The organism is Nocardia sp. NPDC004582, assembly GCF_053602115.1.
The window spans coordinates 1-16,637 of sequence record NZ_JBSGCY010000076.1 but is presented as its reverse complement, the minus strand read 5'-3'; the positions used below and the strand labels follow the sequence as shown (position 1 = coordinate 16,637).

Annotated in this window: 16 protein-coding genes and 3 pseudogenes; 17 read left to right on the top strand and 2 right to left on the bottom strand. The window is 69.7% G+C overall.

What is annotated here, in order from left to right; translation table 11 throughout:
• The first annotated feature begins 3 nt into the window (after window positions 1-3).
• The 3 genes from ACWELJ_RS20920 to ACWELJ_RS20910 all read left to right on the top strand — a co-directional run bounded on the left by ACWELJ_RS20920 (window position 4) and on the right by ACWELJ_RS20910 (window position 2,380).
• Window positions 4-963: an electron transfer flavoprotein subunit alpha/FixB family protein gene (locus ACWELJ_RS20920; protein WP_452367802.1), complete on the top strand. Its 960-nt coding sequence runs from the start codon at window positions 4-6 to the stop codon at window positions 961-963.
• 179 nt (window positions 964-1,142) lie between these two features.
• Window positions 1,143-1,370 carry a hypothetical protein gene (locus ACWELJ_RS20915; RefSeq protein WP_452367801.1) on the top strand — a complete coding sequence of 76 codons (228 nt, stop codon included), beginning with the start codon at window positions 1,143-1,145 and terminating at the stop codon, window positions 1,368-1,370.
• A gap of 68 nt (window positions 1,371-1,438) precedes the next feature.
• Window positions 1,439-2,380: an aminoglycoside phosphotransferase family protein gene (locus ACWELJ_RS20910; protein WP_452367800.1), complete on the top strand. Its 942-nt coding sequence runs from the start codon at window positions 1,439-1,441 to the stop codon at window positions 2,378-2,380.
• 69 nt (window positions 2,381-2,449) lie between these two features.
• Here ACWELJ_RS20910 and ACWELJ_RS20905 read toward each other — a convergent pair whose 3' ends face one another.
• A complete protein-coding gene (locus ACWELJ_RS20905) occupies window positions 2,450-3,310 on the bottom strand; it encodes a LysR family transcriptional regulator (protein ID WP_357096221.1) in 861 nt (286 codons plus the stop codon).
• Between the two features lie 112 nt (window positions 3,311-3,422).
• Here ACWELJ_RS20905 and ACWELJ_RS20900 point away from each other — a divergent pair, with 112 nt between their 5' ends.
• The 12 genes and pseudogenes from ACWELJ_RS20900 to ACWELJ_RS20845 all read left to right on the top strand — a co-directional run bounded on the left by ACWELJ_RS20900 (window position 3,423) and on the right by ACWELJ_RS20845 (window position 14,186).
• Complete coding sequence (locus ACWELJ_RS20900; RefSeq protein WP_452367799.1) at window positions 3,423-4,718, top strand: NAD(P)/FAD-dependent oxidoreductase; 1,296 nt, start codon at window positions 3,423-3,425, stop codon at window positions 4,716-4,718.
• A gap of 78 nt (window positions 4,719-4,796) precedes the next feature.
• Complete coding sequence (locus tag ACWELJ_RS20895; protein WP_452367798.1) at window positions 4,797-5,414, top strand: PadR family transcriptional regulator; 618 nt, start codon at window positions 4,797-4,799, stop codon at window positions 5,412-5,414.
• A 79-nt stretch (window positions 5,415-5,493) separates the two neighbouring features.
• Window positions 5,494-6,516, top strand: coding sequence for an ATP-binding cassette domain-containing protein (locus ACWELJ_RS20890; RefSeq protein ID WP_452367797.1), 1,023 nt, complete (start codon window positions 5,494-5,496; stop codon window positions 6,514-6,516).
• Window positions 6,513-7,274 (top strand): ABC transporter permease, encoded by a 762-nt coding sequence (locus ACWELJ_RS20885; RefSeq protein ID WP_452367796.1) that lies wholly within the window; start codon window positions 6,513-6,515, stop codon window positions 7,272-7,274. The genes ACWELJ_RS20890 and ACWELJ_RS20885 overlap by 4 nt, the downstream gene beginning before the upstream one ends.
• Before the next feature lie 149 nt (window positions 7,275-7,423).
• Window positions 7,424-8,113, top strand: coding sequence for an SDR family NAD(P)-dependent oxidoreductase (locus tag ACWELJ_RS20880; RefSeq protein ID WP_452367795.1), 690 nt, complete (start codon window positions 7,424-7,426; stop codon window positions 8,111-8,113).
• Window positions 8,110-8,553: pseudogene (locus ACWELJ_RS20875) on the top strand (S-adenosylmethionine:tRNA ribosyltransferase-isomerase); the annotation flags it as partial. The gene ACWELJ_RS20880 and the pseudogene ACWELJ_RS20875, both read left to right, overlap by 4 nt.
• Window positions 8,554-8,925: 372 nt before the next feature.
• Window positions 8,926-9,531, top strand: a pseudogene (locus ACWELJ_RS20870) (S-adenosylmethionine:tRNA ribosyltransferase-isomerase); the annotation flags it as partial.
• 287 nt (window positions 9,532-9,818) lie between these two features.
• Window positions 9,819-10,667 carry a GNAT family N-acetyltransferase gene (locus tag ACWELJ_RS20865; protein WP_452367794.1) on the top strand — a complete coding sequence of 283 codons (849 nt, stop codon included), beginning with the start codon at window positions 9,819-9,821 and terminating at the stop codon, window positions 10,665-10,667.
• Between the two features lie 6 nt (window positions 10,668-10,673).
• On the top strand, window positions 10,674-11,615 hold the full coding sequence (locus ACWELJ_RS20860; protein WP_452367793.1) for a lysophospholipid acyltransferase family protein: 942 nt from the start codon (window positions 10,674-10,676) through the stop codon (window positions 11,613-11,615).
• Between the two features lie 200 nt (window positions 11,616-11,815).
• Window positions 11,816-12,838: a hypothetical protein gene (locus tag ACWELJ_RS20855; protein ID WP_452367792.1), complete on the top strand. Its 1,023-nt coding sequence runs from the start codon at window positions 11,816-11,818 to the stop codon at window positions 12,836-12,838.
• Window positions 12,838-13,476, top strand: a complete 639-nt coding sequence (locus ACWELJ_RS20850; protein ID WP_452367791.1) for a class F sortase — start codon at window positions 12,838-12,840, stop codon at window positions 13,474-13,476. Before ACWELJ_RS20855 ends, ACWELJ_RS20850 begins: the two co-directional genes overlap by 1 nt.
• A gap of 86 nt (window positions 13,477-13,562) precedes the next feature.
• Window positions 13,563-14,186, top strand: a complete 624-nt coding sequence (locus ACWELJ_RS20845; protein ID WP_452367790.1) for a VOC family protein — start codon at window positions 13,563-13,565, stop codon at window positions 14,184-14,186.
• A 12-nt stretch (window positions 14,187-14,198) separates the two neighbouring features.
• Here ACWELJ_RS20845 and ACWELJ_RS20840 read toward each other — a convergent pair whose 3' ends face one another.
• Window positions 14,199-15,239 carry an NAD(P)-dependent alcohol dehydrogenase gene (locus tag ACWELJ_RS20840; RefSeq protein ID WP_452367789.1) on the bottom strand — a complete coding sequence of 347 codons (1,041 nt, stop codon included), beginning with the start codon at window positions 15,237-15,239 and terminating at the stop codon, window positions 14,199-14,201.
• A 252-nt stretch (window positions 15,240-15,491) separates the two neighbouring features.
• Here ACWELJ_RS20840 and ACWELJ_RS20835 point away from each other — a divergent pair, with 252 nt between their 5' ends.
• Window positions 15,492-16,007, top strand: a complete 516-nt coding sequence (locus ACWELJ_RS20835; protein ID WP_452367788.1) for a DUF6907 domain-containing protein — start codon at window positions 15,492-15,494, stop codon at window positions 16,005-16,007.
• Between the two features lie 257 nt (window positions 16,008-16,264).
• Window positions 16,265-16,637: pseudogene (locus ACWELJ_RS20830) on the top strand (hypothetical protein); the annotation flags it as partial.

Below are 16,637 nucleotides of genomic sequence, written 5' to 3'. Positions count from 1 at the left end.
ACAATGGCAGAAGTACTCGTGCTCGTGGAGCACGCTGAAGGTGCGCCCAAGAAGGTCACCACCGAACTCCTCACCGCCGCCCGCGCGCTGGGCACCCCGGCCGCCGTCGTCGTCGGCGCCCCGGGCACCGGCGACAAGCTGGGCGACGCCCTGGCCGCCGCCGGCGCCGAGAAGATCTACGTCGCCGAGGGCGATGACGCCGAGGGCTTCCTCGTCACCCCCAAGGTCGACGTGCTGGCCGGCCTGTCCGAGTCCGTCGCCCCGGCCGCGATCCTGGTCGCCGCCACCGCCGACGGCAAGGAGGTGTCGGGTCGCCTGGCCGCCCGCATCGGTTCCGGTCTGCTGATCGACGCCATCGCCGTGAACGGTGACGGCTCGGTGCAGCACTCCATCTTCGGTGGCGCGTTCACCGTGGATGCCAAGGCCACCGGCGATGTCCCGGTCATCTCGGTGCGCCCCGGCGCCATCGAGGCGGCCGCGCAGGCCGGCGCCGGCGAGAAGGTCGTCGTCGAGCTGCCCGCGCAGGAAGAGGGCGTCACCAAGGTCGTCTCGCGTGAGCCGAACGTGGGCGGCGACCGTCCGGAGCTGACCGAGGCCGCGATCGTGGTCTCCGGTGGCCGTGGCGTCGGTTCGGCCGACAACTTCGGCAAGGTCGTCGAGCCGCTGGCCGACGCCCTGGGTGCGGCCGTCGGCGCTTCCCGCGCCGCCGTCGACTCCGGCTACTACCCGGGCCAGTTCCAGGTCGGTCAGACCGGTAAGACGGTCTCCCCGCAGCTGTACGTGGCCCTGGGCATCTCCGGCGCCATCCAGCACCGCGCCGGCATGCAGACCTCGAAGACCATCGTGGCCGTCAACAAGGACGAAGAGGCCCCGATCTTCGAGATCTCGGACTACGGCATCGTCGGCGACCTGTTCAACGTCGCCCCGCAGCTGACCGAGGCGGTCAAGGCTCACAAGGGCTGAAAACCCCTGCGGTAACCCGCGATCCACTGTCCCCCGGCCGCTGTGGCCGGGGGACAGTGTGCTTTCTCGCCCCGAGTATTGGGGGCTCGGAGACTCCGCCCCGATCATGAAAAGGTGCATTTCACATTCAGGGGCGCGATCCGGCGGAGACCGATCGCGGCATCGAAAGGCATTGCATCGTGCGGATTCTCATGACCGCCGCCGCCGTGGCGGCAGTCCTCTCGGCCGGCGTCGGCCCGGCCACGGCCGCTCCCGTGATCGCACCGGTGTACACCTCGCCGGCCGGCACTACCGGTTCGGCCGTCACGGACATCCTCGCCAACCTGCAGACCGCGCTGATCTGCTCGGTGATGGGCAGCACCAACATCTGCAACCCGATCCCCTTCGACCCGACTCGCACCGGGTAGGGCGGCGCAACCACGCACCCGGGTAGGTCGGTCGCCGGGCGGGGGTGGGGCTGCGGCAGGCTGGGCCGATGCAGATCTCACTTCCGCCGGATGTGGCCGAGAACATCGCGGGGGCTTTCGGGGAGCGGGGGCCGCGGTGGCTGGCCGCGCTGCCGGGGGTGGTGGAGAAGCTCTGTGCCGGATGGGGGTTGGAGGTCGTCGGGGCGAGCTTCGCCGGCGGGACGCATTCGTGGGTCGCGCCGGTTCGGCGGGCCGATGGGGCGGTCGCCGTGCTGAAGGTGCCGGTGGTCGACGCCGAGAACTACGGGGAGCCGACCGGGCTGCACTGCTACGGCGGAGACGGTGCGGTGCAGCTGTACGAATTCGATTCGGGCAGTGGCGCGATGTTGCTCGAATGGGCGCGACCGGGGACGGAACTGCTGTATCAGCCCGGATTTCCGAGTCTGGAGGGGCGGGCGGAGCACATCGGGAAGGTGGAGCAGGCGTGCCGCTTGTATCGGCGGCTGCGGCGGGAACCGGTGGCGGTGCCCGACGGGTTTCCGGAACTGCCGACCGCGGCGTCGATGGTGCGGGCGTGGGAGGGCGTGTTCTCGAGGCCGGAAGCGTCTGTCGCCGGGGTGATTCCAGCGTATCTGCTGGAGCGGGCGCGGGAACGATGCGCCGAGCTGGCGGTGCCGGACGGGCCGCTGATGGTGGTCAATCGGGACACCCACCTGGGCAATATCGTTGCGGCGGAGCGGGAGCCGTGGCTGCTCATCGATCCGAAGGCGTACCTGGGGGAGGCCGCGTTCGACGCCGGGTTCCTGGTGATGATCCAGGTGCAGTGCGACCCGACGCCTCGGCATGCGGCGGCGGTGGTCGAGCGGACCGCGGCGGCGCTGGAGGTCGACCCGGATCGGGCTCGGGCGTGGGGGTTCATGCGGGCGATGGAGGAGATCGTCTGGGCCGTCCAGGACGAAGCGCCCGACGATCTGCGCCTGCACCTGGCGGTCGCGACGGCGCTGGCCTGATCGCCGGATAGCGTTGCCGCGCAGACCCGGTCGAGGGCACTGCGACCATCGAGGGCGCTGCGGCCCAGGTCAGGAACAGTGCAGGGCGGCCAGCAGGGTCGTCACGATGGGGGAGGGGCGGCCCTCGGTGCGGGTGACGGCGGAGACCGGGATGCGCAGGGGGTGCCCGGTGAGGCGGAGAGTGGCGATGCCCTCGGTCTGGCTGTCGGCGTAGAGGATGGTCCAGGCGTCGGGGCGGTTGATGAGTTCCATGGTGGCGGTGTGGTCGGGCGGGATGGGCGGGCCGAAGACCGGACCGGTGGGAAGGTCGGCGAAGGCGGCGCGGACCACATTGTGGAGCAGCACCTGCTCGGACTCGGGCGGGAGCAGCAGGGGGTAGTCGCCCAATTCGGCGAGGGTGACGTCACCGCCGCGCATGGCCAGGGGGTGGGCGGTGGAGGTGGCGATGACCGGATCCTCGACCCAGAGCTGTTCGACGGTCAGCCCGGGCTGATCGACACTGCCGCGGATGAGCGCCAGATCACAGTCCCCGTCGGCGACGGCCTGGATGCGCTGCCGGAACGGCTTGATGACGAACTCGATCTCCGCGCCCGGGTGGGCCTCGCGCGCACCGGCGATGGCGGACAGTGATCTAGTTGCGAAGCTCATATTTGCTGCCAGGCGAATCCGTGGCCCGGAGGCCCGCACAGCTGCGCGAATGGCGGATTCGAGGCTCAGCATTTGTTTCGCAAGGGGAAGTAGCCGGGTGGTCGCGTCGGTGGGTACGACCGATCTTGTCGAGCGTTCGAAGAGGTTTACGCCAAGGTCGCGTTCCAGCCGGGCGATCTGGTGACTGATAGCCGACTGCGAGATGAAACAGCGGCTCGCGGCCCGGCTGAAGCTCAGCTCCTCGCAGACCGCCACGAAGTAGGCCAGTTGGCGCAGCTCCACGGCATTCTCCAATTCATGATCAACGTAGATAAGAGTCATCTTGATTATGCGCCCTGACCCCTGGAACAACCGCGTTCCGAATCACGGTTAGTCATGAGAGAAGGGAGCAGTCATGTACAACGTGGAGGCGGATATCGAAACCGCCGATGTCGTCATCGTCGGATCGGGCTTCGGTGGTCTCGCCGCCGCCAAACAGCTGAACAAATCGGGCGTGCGCTACGTCCTCATATCGGGTACCCCCGAACACCTCTTCCAGCCACTCCTCTATCAGGTAGCGACGGGTGTGCTGGCCTCCGATGAGATCGCGCCGCCCATCGCCAACATTCTGCGCAAGCACAAGCACGGTGAGGCCCGCCTGGGCAAGGTCACCGCCATCGACGCCCCGAACGCGATCCTCACCTACGAGACGCCCGAGGGCCCGCGAAAGATCCGCTACGGCAAGCTGATCGCGGCGACCGGCGCCAGCCAGTCCTATTTCGGCCGCGACGACTTCGCCGACAAGACGTTCTCGCTCAAGACCATCGACGACGCCCGCAAGCTGCGCGCCCAGATCGAGCGGGTCTTCGAGCAGGCCAAGACCGCCGACCCGGAGACTCGCCGCCGGCTGCTCAGCTTCGTGGTGGTGGGCGCGGGCGCGACCGGCGTCGAGGTCGCCGGTCAGCTGAAGGAACTCGCGAAACGGTACTTCCACCTGGAGGATACGGTCACTCTCGTCGAGGGTGCGGGTGTGGTGCTGCCGCCCTTCGGCGGGCGGCTCTCGGAGTATTCGAAGCGGTCGCTGGAGCAGAGCGGCGTCGATGTGCTGGTCGACACCTTCGTGACCGATATCGAGGACGGCAAGGTCACCGTCAAGAGCAAGGACGGCGTGGAACGCGGTATCGCCGCCGAGACCGTGGTGTGGTCGGCGGGCGTGCAGGCGGGCGGTTTCGCCCAGGTGCTCGCGGAGGCCACCGGCTGCGAAACCGACCGCGCCGGACGTCTTCTCATCAACCCGGACTGCACCGTGGGCGGTCACGCCGACATCTTCGCCATCGGTGACATGACCTTCCTCAACGGCTACCCCGGCCAGTCGCCGGTGGCCATGCAGGAGGGCCGCCACGTCGCCGACATCATCCGCGGCAAGAAGGCCGCCGCCACTCCGTTCACGTACTGGGACAAGGGTTCGATGGCGGTGATCAGCCGGTTCAGCGCCGTCACCAAGCTCAATGACAAGGTGAAGTTCACCGGCTTCCTGGCCTGGATGACCTGGCTGGCCGTGCACCTGTTCTACCTGGTCGGCTTCCGCAACCGCTTCGCCGCGGTGCTGTCGTGGCTGGTCGCGTTCATCGGCAGCGGCCGTCCCGGCTTCAACGAGGTCGAAAAGGGTTCGGCGGCAAAGGCTCCCGACCGGGAGCGGGTCGCGGCCTGACCGCTGTATCGAGAAACGAGCCGCCCGGTGATCCACCGGGCGGCTCGTTCGTCTCGCGGGGAGGGTTAACCTGCGAATATGGCTGTTCCTACAACCCGATTGCTGGTGCTGGCGGTGGTGCGCCTGCTGCAACCCGTGCACGGCTACGACGTTCGCCGCGAATTGCTGTCCTGGCATGCCGACGACTGGGCCAATGTGAAGCCCGGTTCGGTGTACGGCGCGTTGAACACCCTCGAACGCGACGGGTACATCTCGGTGGAGGATGTGGGGCAGGAGGGGGCGCGGCCGGAGCGGCGGACGTATCGGCTGACGTCGGAGGGGGAGAAGGAATTCGGGGAGCTGATGCGGGAGTCGCTCTTCGTGGCCGAGGGGTTCAAACATCCCTACTTCGCCACGGTGGCGCTGTTTCCGCACGCGCCGAAGGAGGACGTGATGGCCGCGCTGCGCAGCCGGATTCTCCAGTTCGAGGCGCGGCTGGTGTTCCTGGAGCGCGAGGAACAGCGGATTCTGTCGGGCAGCGGGGATCCGCGGGAGGCGGAGCCGCATCACGTGGCGGATGCGATGAATCTGGCGGCGGCGCATGTGCGCGCGGATCTGGAGTGGTCGCGGCGGACGCTGAATCGGATCGAGAGCGGTGAGCTGGATGTGTGGTCGGGGTCCATGGGCGGGGCGCCGGTGCCGCCGCCGGTGAAGTAGTGGGGGCCGCCGCGACGGTACTAGTCAAGTTTTAATAGTCAAGCTTGACTATCTGGGTGGTCGTTCCTACCGTAGAGGTGTGGAAACGACATCACCCGTCCGCGGCGAACCCACCGACCCGGTGATCCGGGTTCGTGGGCTGGCCCGGACCTTCAAGACCAAATCCGGTGACGTGCAAGCGGTCTCGGGTATCGACTTCGACGTGCGCTTTGGGGAGATCATCGGTCTGCTCGGCCCCAATGGCGCGGGCAAGACCACCACCCTGCGCATGATCTCCACCCTGCTCGCCCCCACCGCGGGCGAGGCGACGGTGGTCGGCGCGGATCTGCGCACCGAGGCGCGGACGGTGCGCTCGCGCATCGGATACGTCCCGCAGGGCGGCTCGACCAATGAGGCCGAACTGGTCGAGGACGAATTGATCCTGCAGGCCCGGCTTTTCGGCCTCTCCAAGGCCCAGGCCAGGACCAACTCCGCCGACCTGGCCAAGGCCCTGGAATTCGACGGCCTGGAACGGCGCAAGTGCGGGCAGCTCTCCGGCGGTCAGCGCCGGCGGGTCGATATCGCGCTCGGCCTGGTGCACCAGCCCACCCTCATCTACCTCGACGAACCCACCACCGGCCTGGATCCGCAGAGCCGCGCCAACCTGTGGGACCACATCCGCCGGCTGCGCGACGAGGGCACCACCGTCGTACTCACCACCCACTACCTGGAGGAGGCGGACGCCCTGTGCGACCGCATCCTGGTGATGGATCACGGCACCATCGTCGCCGAGGGCACCCCCGACGAGCTCAAGCGCCGCATCTCCGGTGACGTGATCAGCCTCGAGATCGACTCCCACCGCGCCGATCTGGCCATCGAGATCGCCGAGGACGTGCTCGACCTGCGCTCCCGGCTGCGCACCGAGGGCCACGAGAACGGCCACGCCGGAAAGAGTCTCGTGCACCTGACCGTGGAACACGGTGACGCCGCGGTGGTTCCGCTGCTGCGCGCGCTCGGCGACCAAGGCATCACGCCCGGTTCGCTGACCGTCAAGCGGCCCAGCCTCGACGACGTATTCCTCACGCTCACCGGGCGTTCGCTCCGGGAAGGAGACCGGTCATGACATTCCTGCGCGACACGGGGCTGATCTTCTGGTCCCAGCTGCGAGCCAACCTCCGCAACCCGGTGTGGGTGATCATCGGGCTGATGCAGCCGATCATCTACCTGGTGCTGTTCGGCCCGCTGGTGAAGGGCATCGCCCCGTCCCTGGGCCCGGGCGCGGACCCGTGGAAGATCCTGACCCCGGCCCTGGTCATCCAGATCGGTTTGTTCGGTGCGCTGTTCGTCGGCTTCGGCATCGTGGGCGAGCTGCGCGCGGGCGTGGTCGAACGTCAGCGGGTCACGCCCGCCGCACGCGGCGCGCTGCTGCTGGGCCGGGTGCTCAAGGACATGGTGGTGCTGGTGGCGCAGGCCCTGGTGCTGGTCGGCGTGGCCGCGCTGGCGTTCGGGTTGCGGCCCAACCCGCTCGGGCTGGTGCTGTCGCTGGCGCTGATCGCGGTCATGGGCGCGGGCCTGGCCTCCGCCTCGTACGCGCTGGGTCTGTGGGCGCGCTCGGAGGACACCCTGGCCTCGCTGCTGAACTCGGTGTCGGTGCCGGTCATGCTGCTCTCGGGCATCCTGCTGCCGATGACGGTGGGGCCGACCTGGCTGCAGAACCTCGCGAAGGTGAATCCGTTCTCGCACACCGTGGACGCGGCGCGGGCGCTGTTCCGCGGCGACTTCGGCGCGCACGAGGTGTACCTCGGCACGGCGGTCACCGCCGCGGTCTCGCTGCTGCTGATCCTGGTCGCCTCCCGCAGTTTCGCGCGGGAGAACGCCTGATCCGCGCCGCGCTGAGCGCACCGCGAATCGCTCCGGCCCGTCCGTGCCGGAGCGATTCGCCGTGTCCTCAGCGTGCTCGACCGGGCGTCGCTTCGCCGCGGGCGAAAAGTCATTGACCTGAACAGCGCTTCAGGTTTCACGATGGCGGTATGCCTGAGAACACGAAGAGAGCCCTGATCACCGGGGCGTCGGCGGGGTTCGGCCGGGCGGTCGCGCTCGCGCTCGCCGACCGGAACTGGGAGCTGATCATCGTCGCGCGCGGCGCGGATCGGCTCGAACGGGTGCGGGCCGCGACCGGCGCGCACGCCATCGCCGGCGACGTCGCCGACCCCGCGGTCCGCGACCGCATCGCGGCGGCCGTCGGATCGCGCCGACTGGACCTGGTCCTCAACAACGCCAGCACGCTGGGCCCCAGCCCACTGCCGCGCCTGGACCGCTATCCCCTCGGCGAGCTGGCGACCGTCCTGAACACGAATGTGATTGCACCCCTGGCGATCCTGCAGGTAGCCATGCCGTCCCTGCGCATCGCGGGCGGCACCGTGGTCGACGTCAGTTCCGACGCGGCCGTCGGTGGCTACGAGGGCTGGGGTGGCTACGGCGCGTCCAAGGCGGCCCTCGACCAACTGACCAACGTCCTGGCCGCCGAGAACCCCACCCTGCGCGTCTACAGCTTCGACCCCGGCGACATGCGCACCGAGATGCACCAGGCCGCCTTCCCCGGCGAAGACATCTCCGACCGCCCCGAACCGGAAACCGTAGTCCCGGCCCTCCTGCACCTCCTGGAAACCCGCCCGCCCAGCGGCCGATACGTCGCCTCGGAACTGCGGGTCGCGCCATGACGTTCGGCACCCACGCGGAGCGCGGGCCGAGCGCACCGACCGGTTCGAATGCGCCGGCAGGACTCGACGCGACCGCCGGACCGAAGCCGCTGGATGTGCCCGACGCGACGGAGCCGACCCTGGTCGGCTCGCGACTGTCCGGCCGGGAGGTTCCCGCATCGCCGCTCGGGCGTGGCGAACCCGGACACGGCGTCTCGCCCGAGATGGCCGCGATCGAATTCGTCCTGCCCGATGAACTGTCCGCCACCAGCCCGCCCGAGACCCGCGGCCAGGCCCGCGACGACGTGCGCCTGCTGGTGGCTGACGGGTCCGCGGTCACCCACGCGCGGTTCCGGGAGCTGCCGGCGTTCCTGCGCGCCGGAGATCTCGTGGTGGTGAACAACTCCGCCATGATCAACGCGGCGGTCGATGCCCGGTATCGCGGCGAACCGGCAGCCCTGCACTTCTCGACCTGGCTGGACGATGGCGGCTGGGTGGTGGAGCTGCGGAATCCGGACGGCGTGCCGTGGCGGGGCCGTTCGTTGGAACCCGATGTGTGCGTGACGCTTCCGGCGGGGGCGCGGATGCGACTGCGCGAACCATGGCTGCCCGGCGGCAACCGGCTGTGGGTGGCCGACCTCACCGGCTGCGACGCGGGCACACGCTCGGGCGACGGTGCCATGGCGCTGTCGCACCAGGTTGCGGGGAGCCCCACGGTGCATCACGGGTCGCCTGCCAGGATGCGCCGTACCGGGGGCCTCGGCCGATCGCGAGGCGCGGCGGGTGACTTCGCGCCGACCTTGTCGCCTGGCGTGGATGAGCAGGTCCCGAGAGTCGATGATGTCCGAGCGCTGCTCGCGCGCCACGGTCGTCCGATCACCTATTCCTATATGTCCGAGCGCTGGTCCGCTTCCTACTATCGGACGGTGTTCGGCTTGGTTCCGGGCAGCGCCGAAATGCCGAGCGCTGGACGGCCGTTCACGGAGACCTTGGTGACCGAGCTGGTCGCGGGCGGGGTGGGGCTGGCTCCGATCACGCTGCATACCGGCGTCTCGTCGCCGGAAACCGGTGAGCCGCCCAGTCCGGAGCGGTTCGCGGTGCCGGAAATGACGGCCAGGCTGGTCAATGCCACGCATCAGGCGGGCGGCCGGGTAGTGGCGGTGGGTACGACGGTGACGCGGGCGCTCGAAACCGCTTCCACCGCCGGCGGTCTGGTGCGGCCGACGGCCGGGTGGACCGAGTTGGTGTTGAGTGGTGAGCGTCGGGCGCGGGTGGTGGACGGGTTGATCACGGGGTGGCACGCGCCCGGGGCGTCGCATCTGCGTCTGCTGGAGTCCGTGGTGGGGGCGTCCGTGGTGGGGGAGGCGTATCGGGCGGCGCTCGAGTCCGGCTATCTCTGGCACGAGTTCGGGGACGCGGCGCTGCTCTTCCGGAACTGACTCGCTGTCGTTCCGGAACTGGACCCCCGGGATGCGAGGCTCGCCGACCCAGGCGTAGGCTGGCCTCTTCCGCGTTGCCGAGCGCTCGCCACCCGGTTCCGGGCTCGGCGCAAGGGGTTTCCTACCGGCCGGTACCCAGCAGGGATACGAGCGTTTGTCCTGGTAGGGAACGTTCAGCGGCGCTTCGATGAACTCCCGGTGCGGTCTGCGTCGCGTTCACCGGACTGGCATCGGCAGGTAATCCGGCGGACGCTCCGGCGCAGTCTGGGACTGGCTTGATCAAGGCTATGACCACCATGGCAGCGTCGAATTCCAGCCTGCTGGCAGCCGCGTCGAAGCCCGCCCCGGAACCGCCCCGCACCACCGGACGGTCCCAGTACTCCCTGGTCGTCTCCTCCGATGCCGAGCATCGTGAGGCCGCGCAGCGCCTGCGCTACCAGGTGTTCGCCAATGAGCCGGGATTCACCATCCCCGACAACGGAACCGGCCTGGACGCCGACCGTTTCGACGACCACTGCGACCACCTGCTGGTGCGCGATGAGCTCACCGATCAGTTCGTCGGCTGCTACCGCATGCTGCCCCCGGACCAGGTGACCGCCGCCGGCGGCTACTACACCGCCACCGAATTCGATTTGGCCGCACTGGATCCCGTCGGTCACCGGATCGTCGAGATGGGCCGCGCGTGTGTGGTCCCCGACCACCGCAACGGCTCGGTGCTGACCCTGATGTGGGCGGGCATCCTGCACTACATCCAGCTCACCGGCTACGACTGGGTGATGGGCTGCGTGTCGGTGCCGATGCGGACGACGCCGGAGGAGGAGCCGGGCGTGAACGTGCGCGGCGTGCGCGATCTGCTGCTGCGCAAGCACGCGCTGGACGCGGAACGCCATGTGCGCCCGTACAACCCGGTCGTGGTGGACGGCCGCGGCCTGGACGAGCTGGTGCCCCCGGCCCGCCCGAAGCTGCCGCCACTGCTGAGCGGCTACCTACGCCTGGGCGCCGAGATCTGCGGCGAGCCCGCCCACGACCCGGACTTCGCGGTGGCCGACTTCGTCGCGCTGCTCGGCCTCGAGACCATCAACACCCGCTACCTGGAGCGCCTGCAGGGCGCGGCCAACAGCCTGGATGCCCGGTGATATCCCATGATGCCCGCTCTGCTCTCCCCGGAGGCCGGTGCGCTCTCGTGCCCGCCGGCCGAAGCCACCGCCCACTCCTGGATGCCCCACAGTCCTTGCGGCCCTTCGTGTGTCGGCGCTCCCGCTGAGGCGGGCACGCTGCGGGTCGCGGCCCGCGTGCTCGGCATCGCGGGGGTGCTGCTGAGTTTCCCGATCGCGCACGTCGCCACACCGCGTCGTCGCCGCGCCGGTCTGCAGCGCCGTTACGCGCGGGCCCTGCTGGCCTGCTGCGGAATTCGGGTCCGGATCACCGATGAGCGCGCCCCCGAGGACCGCCGCGACGGCGGCGTGCTGGTGGTGGCCCGCCACATCGGCTGGACCGATATCGTCGCGCTGACCGCCGTGGACCCGATGGGCTTCGTGGCCCGCGCCGACCTGGTGGAGTGGCCCGCGCTCGGCGACGTGGCCCGGAAGGTGCGGGTCATCCCCATCGATCGGGAACGGCTGCGCCAGCTGCCGTCGGTCATCGAGACCATGGCGGCCCGCCTCGCCGCCGGGGACCGCGTCTGCTTCTTCCCCGAGGGCACCACCTGGTGCGGTCGCGCGCACGGCCGGCTGCGGCCGGCGCTGTTCCAGGCGGCCGTGGACTCCGGTGCGCCGGTGCAGCCGCTGCGGCTGCGGTATGTGAACGCCGCGGGCGAACTGTCCACGGTCCCCGGCTTCGTCGGGGTGGACTCGCTGGCGGACTCGTTCCGGCGGGTGCTGCGGTCCAAGGGCGTGGTCGCCGAGATCACCCTGCGCCCGCAGCTGGTCCCGGACACCGACCGGCACGAGCTGGCGCGGCGCTGTGAGCGGGAGTTGGAGGGTGACGCGGTCGCCCGCGCCTTCACCGACGTCATTCACGGGTCGGAGCATCTCGCAGCAATCGGTACGGGGGCGACGCGGCAGGCCGCGGTCGACCGCGTGTGATTCGGATCAATTTCACAGGGTATTAGGGGATTTCACCGGTTTGTGCTGAATGTCCGTTAGGGGGCCGCACAGTCATCCGGTCTCGTGGCCCCCTAATCGTCGCTAGTTCTCAGCTTTCAGGCCAACCAGTCGGTAACACCCGGCTCGCGTGGTTCGACGGCAAGGCAATCGAATAACGACGTCTGGAAGCGAATACATCAATGTCGGCAAGGACATTCCCGGCTGCCGTGGTCATCGCCGCGGCCGTAGCTCTCTGCGCGCCGTCAGCCACCGCTGACCCCACGACCACCGCGCCCGCCCCCGGCCTAGGCCTGGGCGTCGACGTCAACGTCGGGCCCGGCGGGATCGGCGTCGATGTGAACACCGGCGCCCACGTGGACGGAAACGCCGGCGGTGGTGTGCAGGTCGGCGGCAACACCCAAGCCGGTGGCAATGCCGGCGGTGGTGTGCAGGCGGGCGGCAACACGCAGGCCGGCGGCAATGCGGGCGGCGGTGTGCAGGTCGGCGGCAACACCCAGGCCGGCGGCAATGCCGGCGGCGGCCTGCAGGTCGGCGGCACGACCGAGATCGGCGGAAACGGTGGTGGCGGTGTGCAGGTCGGCGGCAATACCCAGGCCGGTGGCAATGCCGGCGGTGGTGTGCAGGTGGGCGGTAACACGCAGGCCGGTGGCAATGCCGGTGGCGGTGTGCAGGTCGGCGGCACGACCGAGGTCGGCGGAAACGCTGGTGGCGGTGTGCAGGTCGGCGGTAACACCGAGGTCGGTGGCAATGCCGGTGGCGGTGTGCAGGTCGGCGGCACGACGGAGATCGGCGGAAACGCTGGTGGCGGTGTGCAGGTCGGCGGAGGTGTCCAGACGGGCGGGAATGTCGGTGGTGGCCTCGATATCGGTGGTGGTCTGCAGACCGGCGGCAATGTCAACGGCGGCGTGCAGATCGGTGGCGGGGTGCAGACCGGCGGCAACGCCGGTGGTGGTGTGCAGGTCGGCGGCAACACCGACATCGGTGGCCAGGTGCAGGGCGGCGGCCTGGGTGGCGTCGACCTGACCGTCTCCGGCGGCGCGGCGGCGGGCGCGGATGTGGTGAACGGCATGACGATTCCGGTCGGCGCGAGCACCGGCATCCCCGGCGGCATTCCGGTGACCGACGCGGTCCCGGCGGGCGGCTACAAGATTCCGAAGGGTGCGCCGGAGACCGGTGCGGGCGGCATGGCGGGCGCCCGATGATGACCGGACGCCGAAACATGATGAACACCAGGACGGTCCGCCGCAGACCGCTGGCCGCCGTGGCCGCGGTCCTGGCGGTCACCGCGGCCCTGGTCTCGGGTTGCGGTTCCTCCGGCGGCGGTTCGGACGCGCCGTCGACCTCACGGGTGCCGACCACGGCGGCGGTCAAGACGGCCGCGTCGATCTCCCGGTCCACCCCGGTGTCGTTCGCGATTCCCTCGATCAACGTCGCCGGATCGCTGATCGCGGTGGGGCTCAATGCCGATGGCTCGGTCCAGGTGCCCGCCGACTATCAGCAGGCCGCCTGGTATCAGCAGGGCCCGGCCCCGGGTGAGCAGGGCTCGTCGGTCATCCTCGGCCACGTCGACTCCTACAAGGGCCCGGGCGTGTTCTTCACCCTGAAGAAGGTCAAGAAGGACGACATGATCGACGTGACCCGCGCCGACGGCAAGGTCGCGCACTTCAAGGTCACCGACGTGCGGATGTACCTGAAGTCGGAGTTCCCCGACCAGACCGTGTTCGGCCCCCGCGGCGGCGCGACCCTGCAGGTCGTCACCTGCGGCGGCGACTTCGACAAGAACGCCAAGAGCTACCTGTCGAACGTGGTCGTCTTCTCCTCGCTCGACTCGGTGACCTAGCCGGGGTGACCGAGCCCACCGCGCGGTCGCGGACTGATCAGGAATCGAGAAGCACTGGTCAGGCCCGCGACCGTAGCGTCGTGGACATGACCTCCATCGAATTCATCACGCTCGATGTCGCCGATCCCGAGGCGGCCGCCCACTTCTACGCCACCGCCTTCGGCCTGGACACCGAACTGCGATTCCGCGCCGCCCAGGAGCCCAGCACCGGCTTCCGCGGCTACACCCTGTCGCTGACCGTCGCCCAGCCCGCCGATGCCGACGCCTACCTCGACGCGGCCGTCGCCGCCGGCGCGACGGTCCGCAAGCCCGCCGCCAAGTCGATGTGGGGCTACGGCGGCGTCGTCCAGGCCCCCGACGGCGCGATCTGGAAGGTCGCCACGTCCGCCAAGAAGAACTCGGGTCCCGCGACCAAGCGTTTCGAGTCCCTGGTCCTGCTGCTCGGCGTGGCGAATATCGGTGCGAGCAAACGCTTCTACATCGACCGCGGCCTCCCGGTGGCCAAGAGCTTCGGCCCGATGTACGTCGAGTTCGACACCGGGTCGGGTCCGATCAAGCTGGCCCTCTACAAGCGCCGCGCGCTCGCCAAGGACGCGGGCGTTCCCGCCGACGGCACCGGCTCGCACCGGCTCACCATCGGCGGCTCCGAAACCTGCGTCGACCCCGACGGTTTCGCCTGGGCGCCGGCCACCCGGCCCGTCACCCGGTGACCCGCGGCGCGGTCAGGGCACGATGACGGCGCGGCCCCGCAGCGTGCCCGCCGCGAGCCGCCGGTAGGCCTCGGGCGCCTCATCGAGTCCGAAGCGCTCGACCGCGATCTCGAGCACGCCTTCGCGCGCGAGGTCGATCAATTCGATCAGCTCGCTGCGGGAGCCCCAGTACGGTGCGGTCACGGCCGCCTCGTAGGGGCTGATCCCGAATCCGACTCGCGCCGCGGACTTTCCGTCGCCCAGGCCGACCAGGGTGACGTCGGAGTCGACGCCCGCGACCGCCATGGCGAGGTCCACGGTCGGCTGATACCCGACGAAGTCCAGCACCAGGCTCGCGCCGCGCCCGCCGACGATCTTGCGGACCTGCTCGGCGGCCCGGTCGTCGGACAGCACCGCCTCGTGCGCGCCAACGGATTTCGCGAACTCCAGCTTCTCCTCGGTGACGTCCAGGGCGATGACGCGGGCGGGGGACAGGTGGCGCAGCAGTTGGATCGCGACATGCCCGAGCCCGCCGCTGCCGATCACCACGGCCCACGAGCCCGCCCGCAATTTCCCCAGCGACCGCTTGATCGCGTGATACGGCGTGAGCCCGGCATCGGTGAGCGGCACCGTCGCCACCGGATCGAGGTCGCCGATCGGCACCAGATGCCGCGCCGAATCCACGATCATGTACTCGGCGATGGCCCCCGGCGCGCCCAGTCCGGGCGGGAAGATGCCCAGATCCGCGGCCCGCGCGCAGTAGTTCTCCAGGCCCTGCGCGCAGAACCAGCAGGTCCCGCACCCCCACGGCCCGTACACCACGACACCGGTGCCCACCTCGAGGTCGCGCACGCCGGCCCCGAGCGCGGCGACCGTACCCGCGCCCTCGTGCCCGAGGGTGAGCGGCAGCGGGAATCGGAACGCCTCGGCGGGCAGCGACATCACGAAATCGTCGGAGTGGCACACCCCGGCCGCGGTCACCCGCAACAGGACTTGCCCGGGACCCGGTTCCGGCGTGGGGATTTCGCGAACCTCCGGTTCCTGTCCCACGGTGACATACTGCAGTGCCTTCATAGCGCCTACCTCTCGGTCGAGCGACTGGATCGTGCACCGTCACAGGGCGGCCGTTCCGAGACTACCGGGCGTCCCCCGGCGGCCCGGGTGTCGCCGCGGCGCGCCGTGCGCGGGGTGCGTTTTGCGATTAGGTTCGCGTTTGCTACGCGGTTTCCCCGCGAGTTGTCTACCGTCATGAATGCGCGCCGGTCATGAGGCGATGGAAGGGGGCGGGGCGCAGTGACAACAGGATTGGCTTGTCCCAGTTGGTGTATGGCGCACGAGGCCACGGAGATTCCGGGACTCGACAGCGGGGGAACGCATTTCGGCCTGATGCTCGATGTCGATGATGTATCAACCTCGGCATCAGCGGGTTTCGTGCAGCTACGGGCGACCGGTGAGGAATTGCGGCACCGGCGGGTGGACCTGGTGTTCACCCCGCACCTGTGGGTCGAGATGACCGATGAGCAGGCCTCCGATATCGCGCGGGCGCTGTGCGCCGGAGCGGCGCTGTGCGATCGGACCGTCGATTCCCCGGCCCGGTGCCCGGCCTGGTGCCGCTGCCACGACGATCCCGAGGGCTGGGTGCACTACGGCCCGAAGCGGGTGGTGGAGGTGTCGGGGGAGCCGCGCTCGGTGGAAATCCAGCTGTGCGCCTTCAACTGCGGCCACGACCGCAGGCTCATCATCGAATTCACCGTCGGCCACGACGAGATCGTGGAGTTCGCCCCGGCCGCCGCCCGCCGGATCGCCGCCCACCTGATGGAAGCCGCCGACCTGCTGGGGTGACGGCCCGGGTCGTTGACCCTGCAACCGGGTATTCGCCTACGATAACTGGTGATTTGCGAGCTTCGGTGGCTTGCGTTCGTGCATGGACCTGATCGTTCCTTACTCACGGGGGCGGCCCGGCGACCGAGCTCGGTTTCCCGGCCGCTGCCGCGACCGTCGACGCCGACGGCACCGTCACCCAGAAGTTCACCGGCGACAACGGCGCCGCGGAGATCTCCTGGAACCCGCAGCGCGGATTCCGCACGGTACCAAGCGGTTTGGCCGCCGGGCTGGCCGGCTTACCGGTTCCGGGCGCTGCCGGGCAGCTCCCCGGCGGCACGGTGAACCTGCCCGAGGGCTCGGTGAATCTGCCCGACGGCAAGGTGCGGCTCCCGGACGGCTCGATCCGGTTGCCAGACGGTAGCTTCGAGCTGTCGAACGGGAATGTGGTGCTGCCCGACGGCTCCATCAAGCTCCCCGACGGCTCGAGCACCTTGCCGGAGGGCGCGGTTCGGCTGCCCGACGGCTCCCTGAAGTACGCCAACGGTCTGATCCGGATGCCGGACGGCGCGCTCCAGTTGCCCGCGGGTGCGACGCGGCTGCCCGGGTGGCGGAGTCGATGCGCGCGGCGGCGGGCTCGATGCGCGGGGC

Coding starts and splice junctions, on each gene's coding strand:
- ACWELJ_RS20920 (WP_452367802.1), top strand. CDS start 4: ATGGCAGAAGTACTCGTGCTCGTGGAGCACGCTGAAGGTGCGCCCAAG.
- ACWELJ_RS20910 (WP_452367800.1), top strand. CDS start 1,439: ATGCAGATCTCACTTCCGCCGGATGTGGCCGAGAACATCGCGGGGGCT.
- ACWELJ_RS20900 (WP_452367799.1), top strand. CDS start 3,423: ATGTACAACGTGGAGGCGGATATCGAAACCGCCGATGTCGTCATCGTC.
- ACWELJ_RS20895 (WP_452367798.1), top strand. CDS start 4,797: ATGGCTGTTCCTACAACCCGATTGCTGGTGCTGGCGGTGGTGCGCCTG.
- ACWELJ_RS20885 (WP_452367796.1), top strand. CDS start 6,513: ATGACATTCCTGCGCGACACGGGGCTGATCTTCTGGTCCCAGCTGCGA.
- ACWELJ_RS20880 (WP_452367795.1), top strand. CDS start 7,424: ATGCCTGAGAACACGAAGAGAGCCCTGATCACCGGGGCGTCGGCGGGG.
- ACWELJ_RS20865 (WP_452367794.1), top strand. CDS start 9,819: ATGACCACCATGGCAGCGTCGAATTCCAGCCTGCTGGCAGCCGCGTCG.
- ACWELJ_RS20860 (WP_452367793.1), top strand. CDS start 10,674: ATGATGCCCGCTCTGCTCTCCCCGGAGGCCGGTGCGCTCTCGTGCCCG.
- ACWELJ_RS20855 (WP_452367792.1), top strand. CDS start 11,816: ATGTCGGCAAGGACATTCCCGGCTGCCGTGGTCATCGCCGCGGCCGTA.
- ACWELJ_RS20850 (WP_452367791.1), top strand. CDS start 12,838: ATGACCGGACGCCGAAACATGATGAACACCAGGACGGTCCGCCGCAGA.
- ACWELJ_RS20845 (WP_452367790.1), top strand. CDS start 13,563: ATGACCTCCATCGAATTCATCACGCTCGATGTCGCCGATCCCGAGGCG.
- ACWELJ_RS20840 (WP_452367789.1), bottom strand. CDS start 15,239: ATGAAGGCACTGCAGTATGTCACCGTGGGACAGGAACCGGAGGTTCGC.
- ACWELJ_RS20835 (WP_452367788.1), top strand. CDS start 15,492: ATGGCGCACGAGGCCACGGAGATTCCGGGACTCGACAGCGGGGGAACG.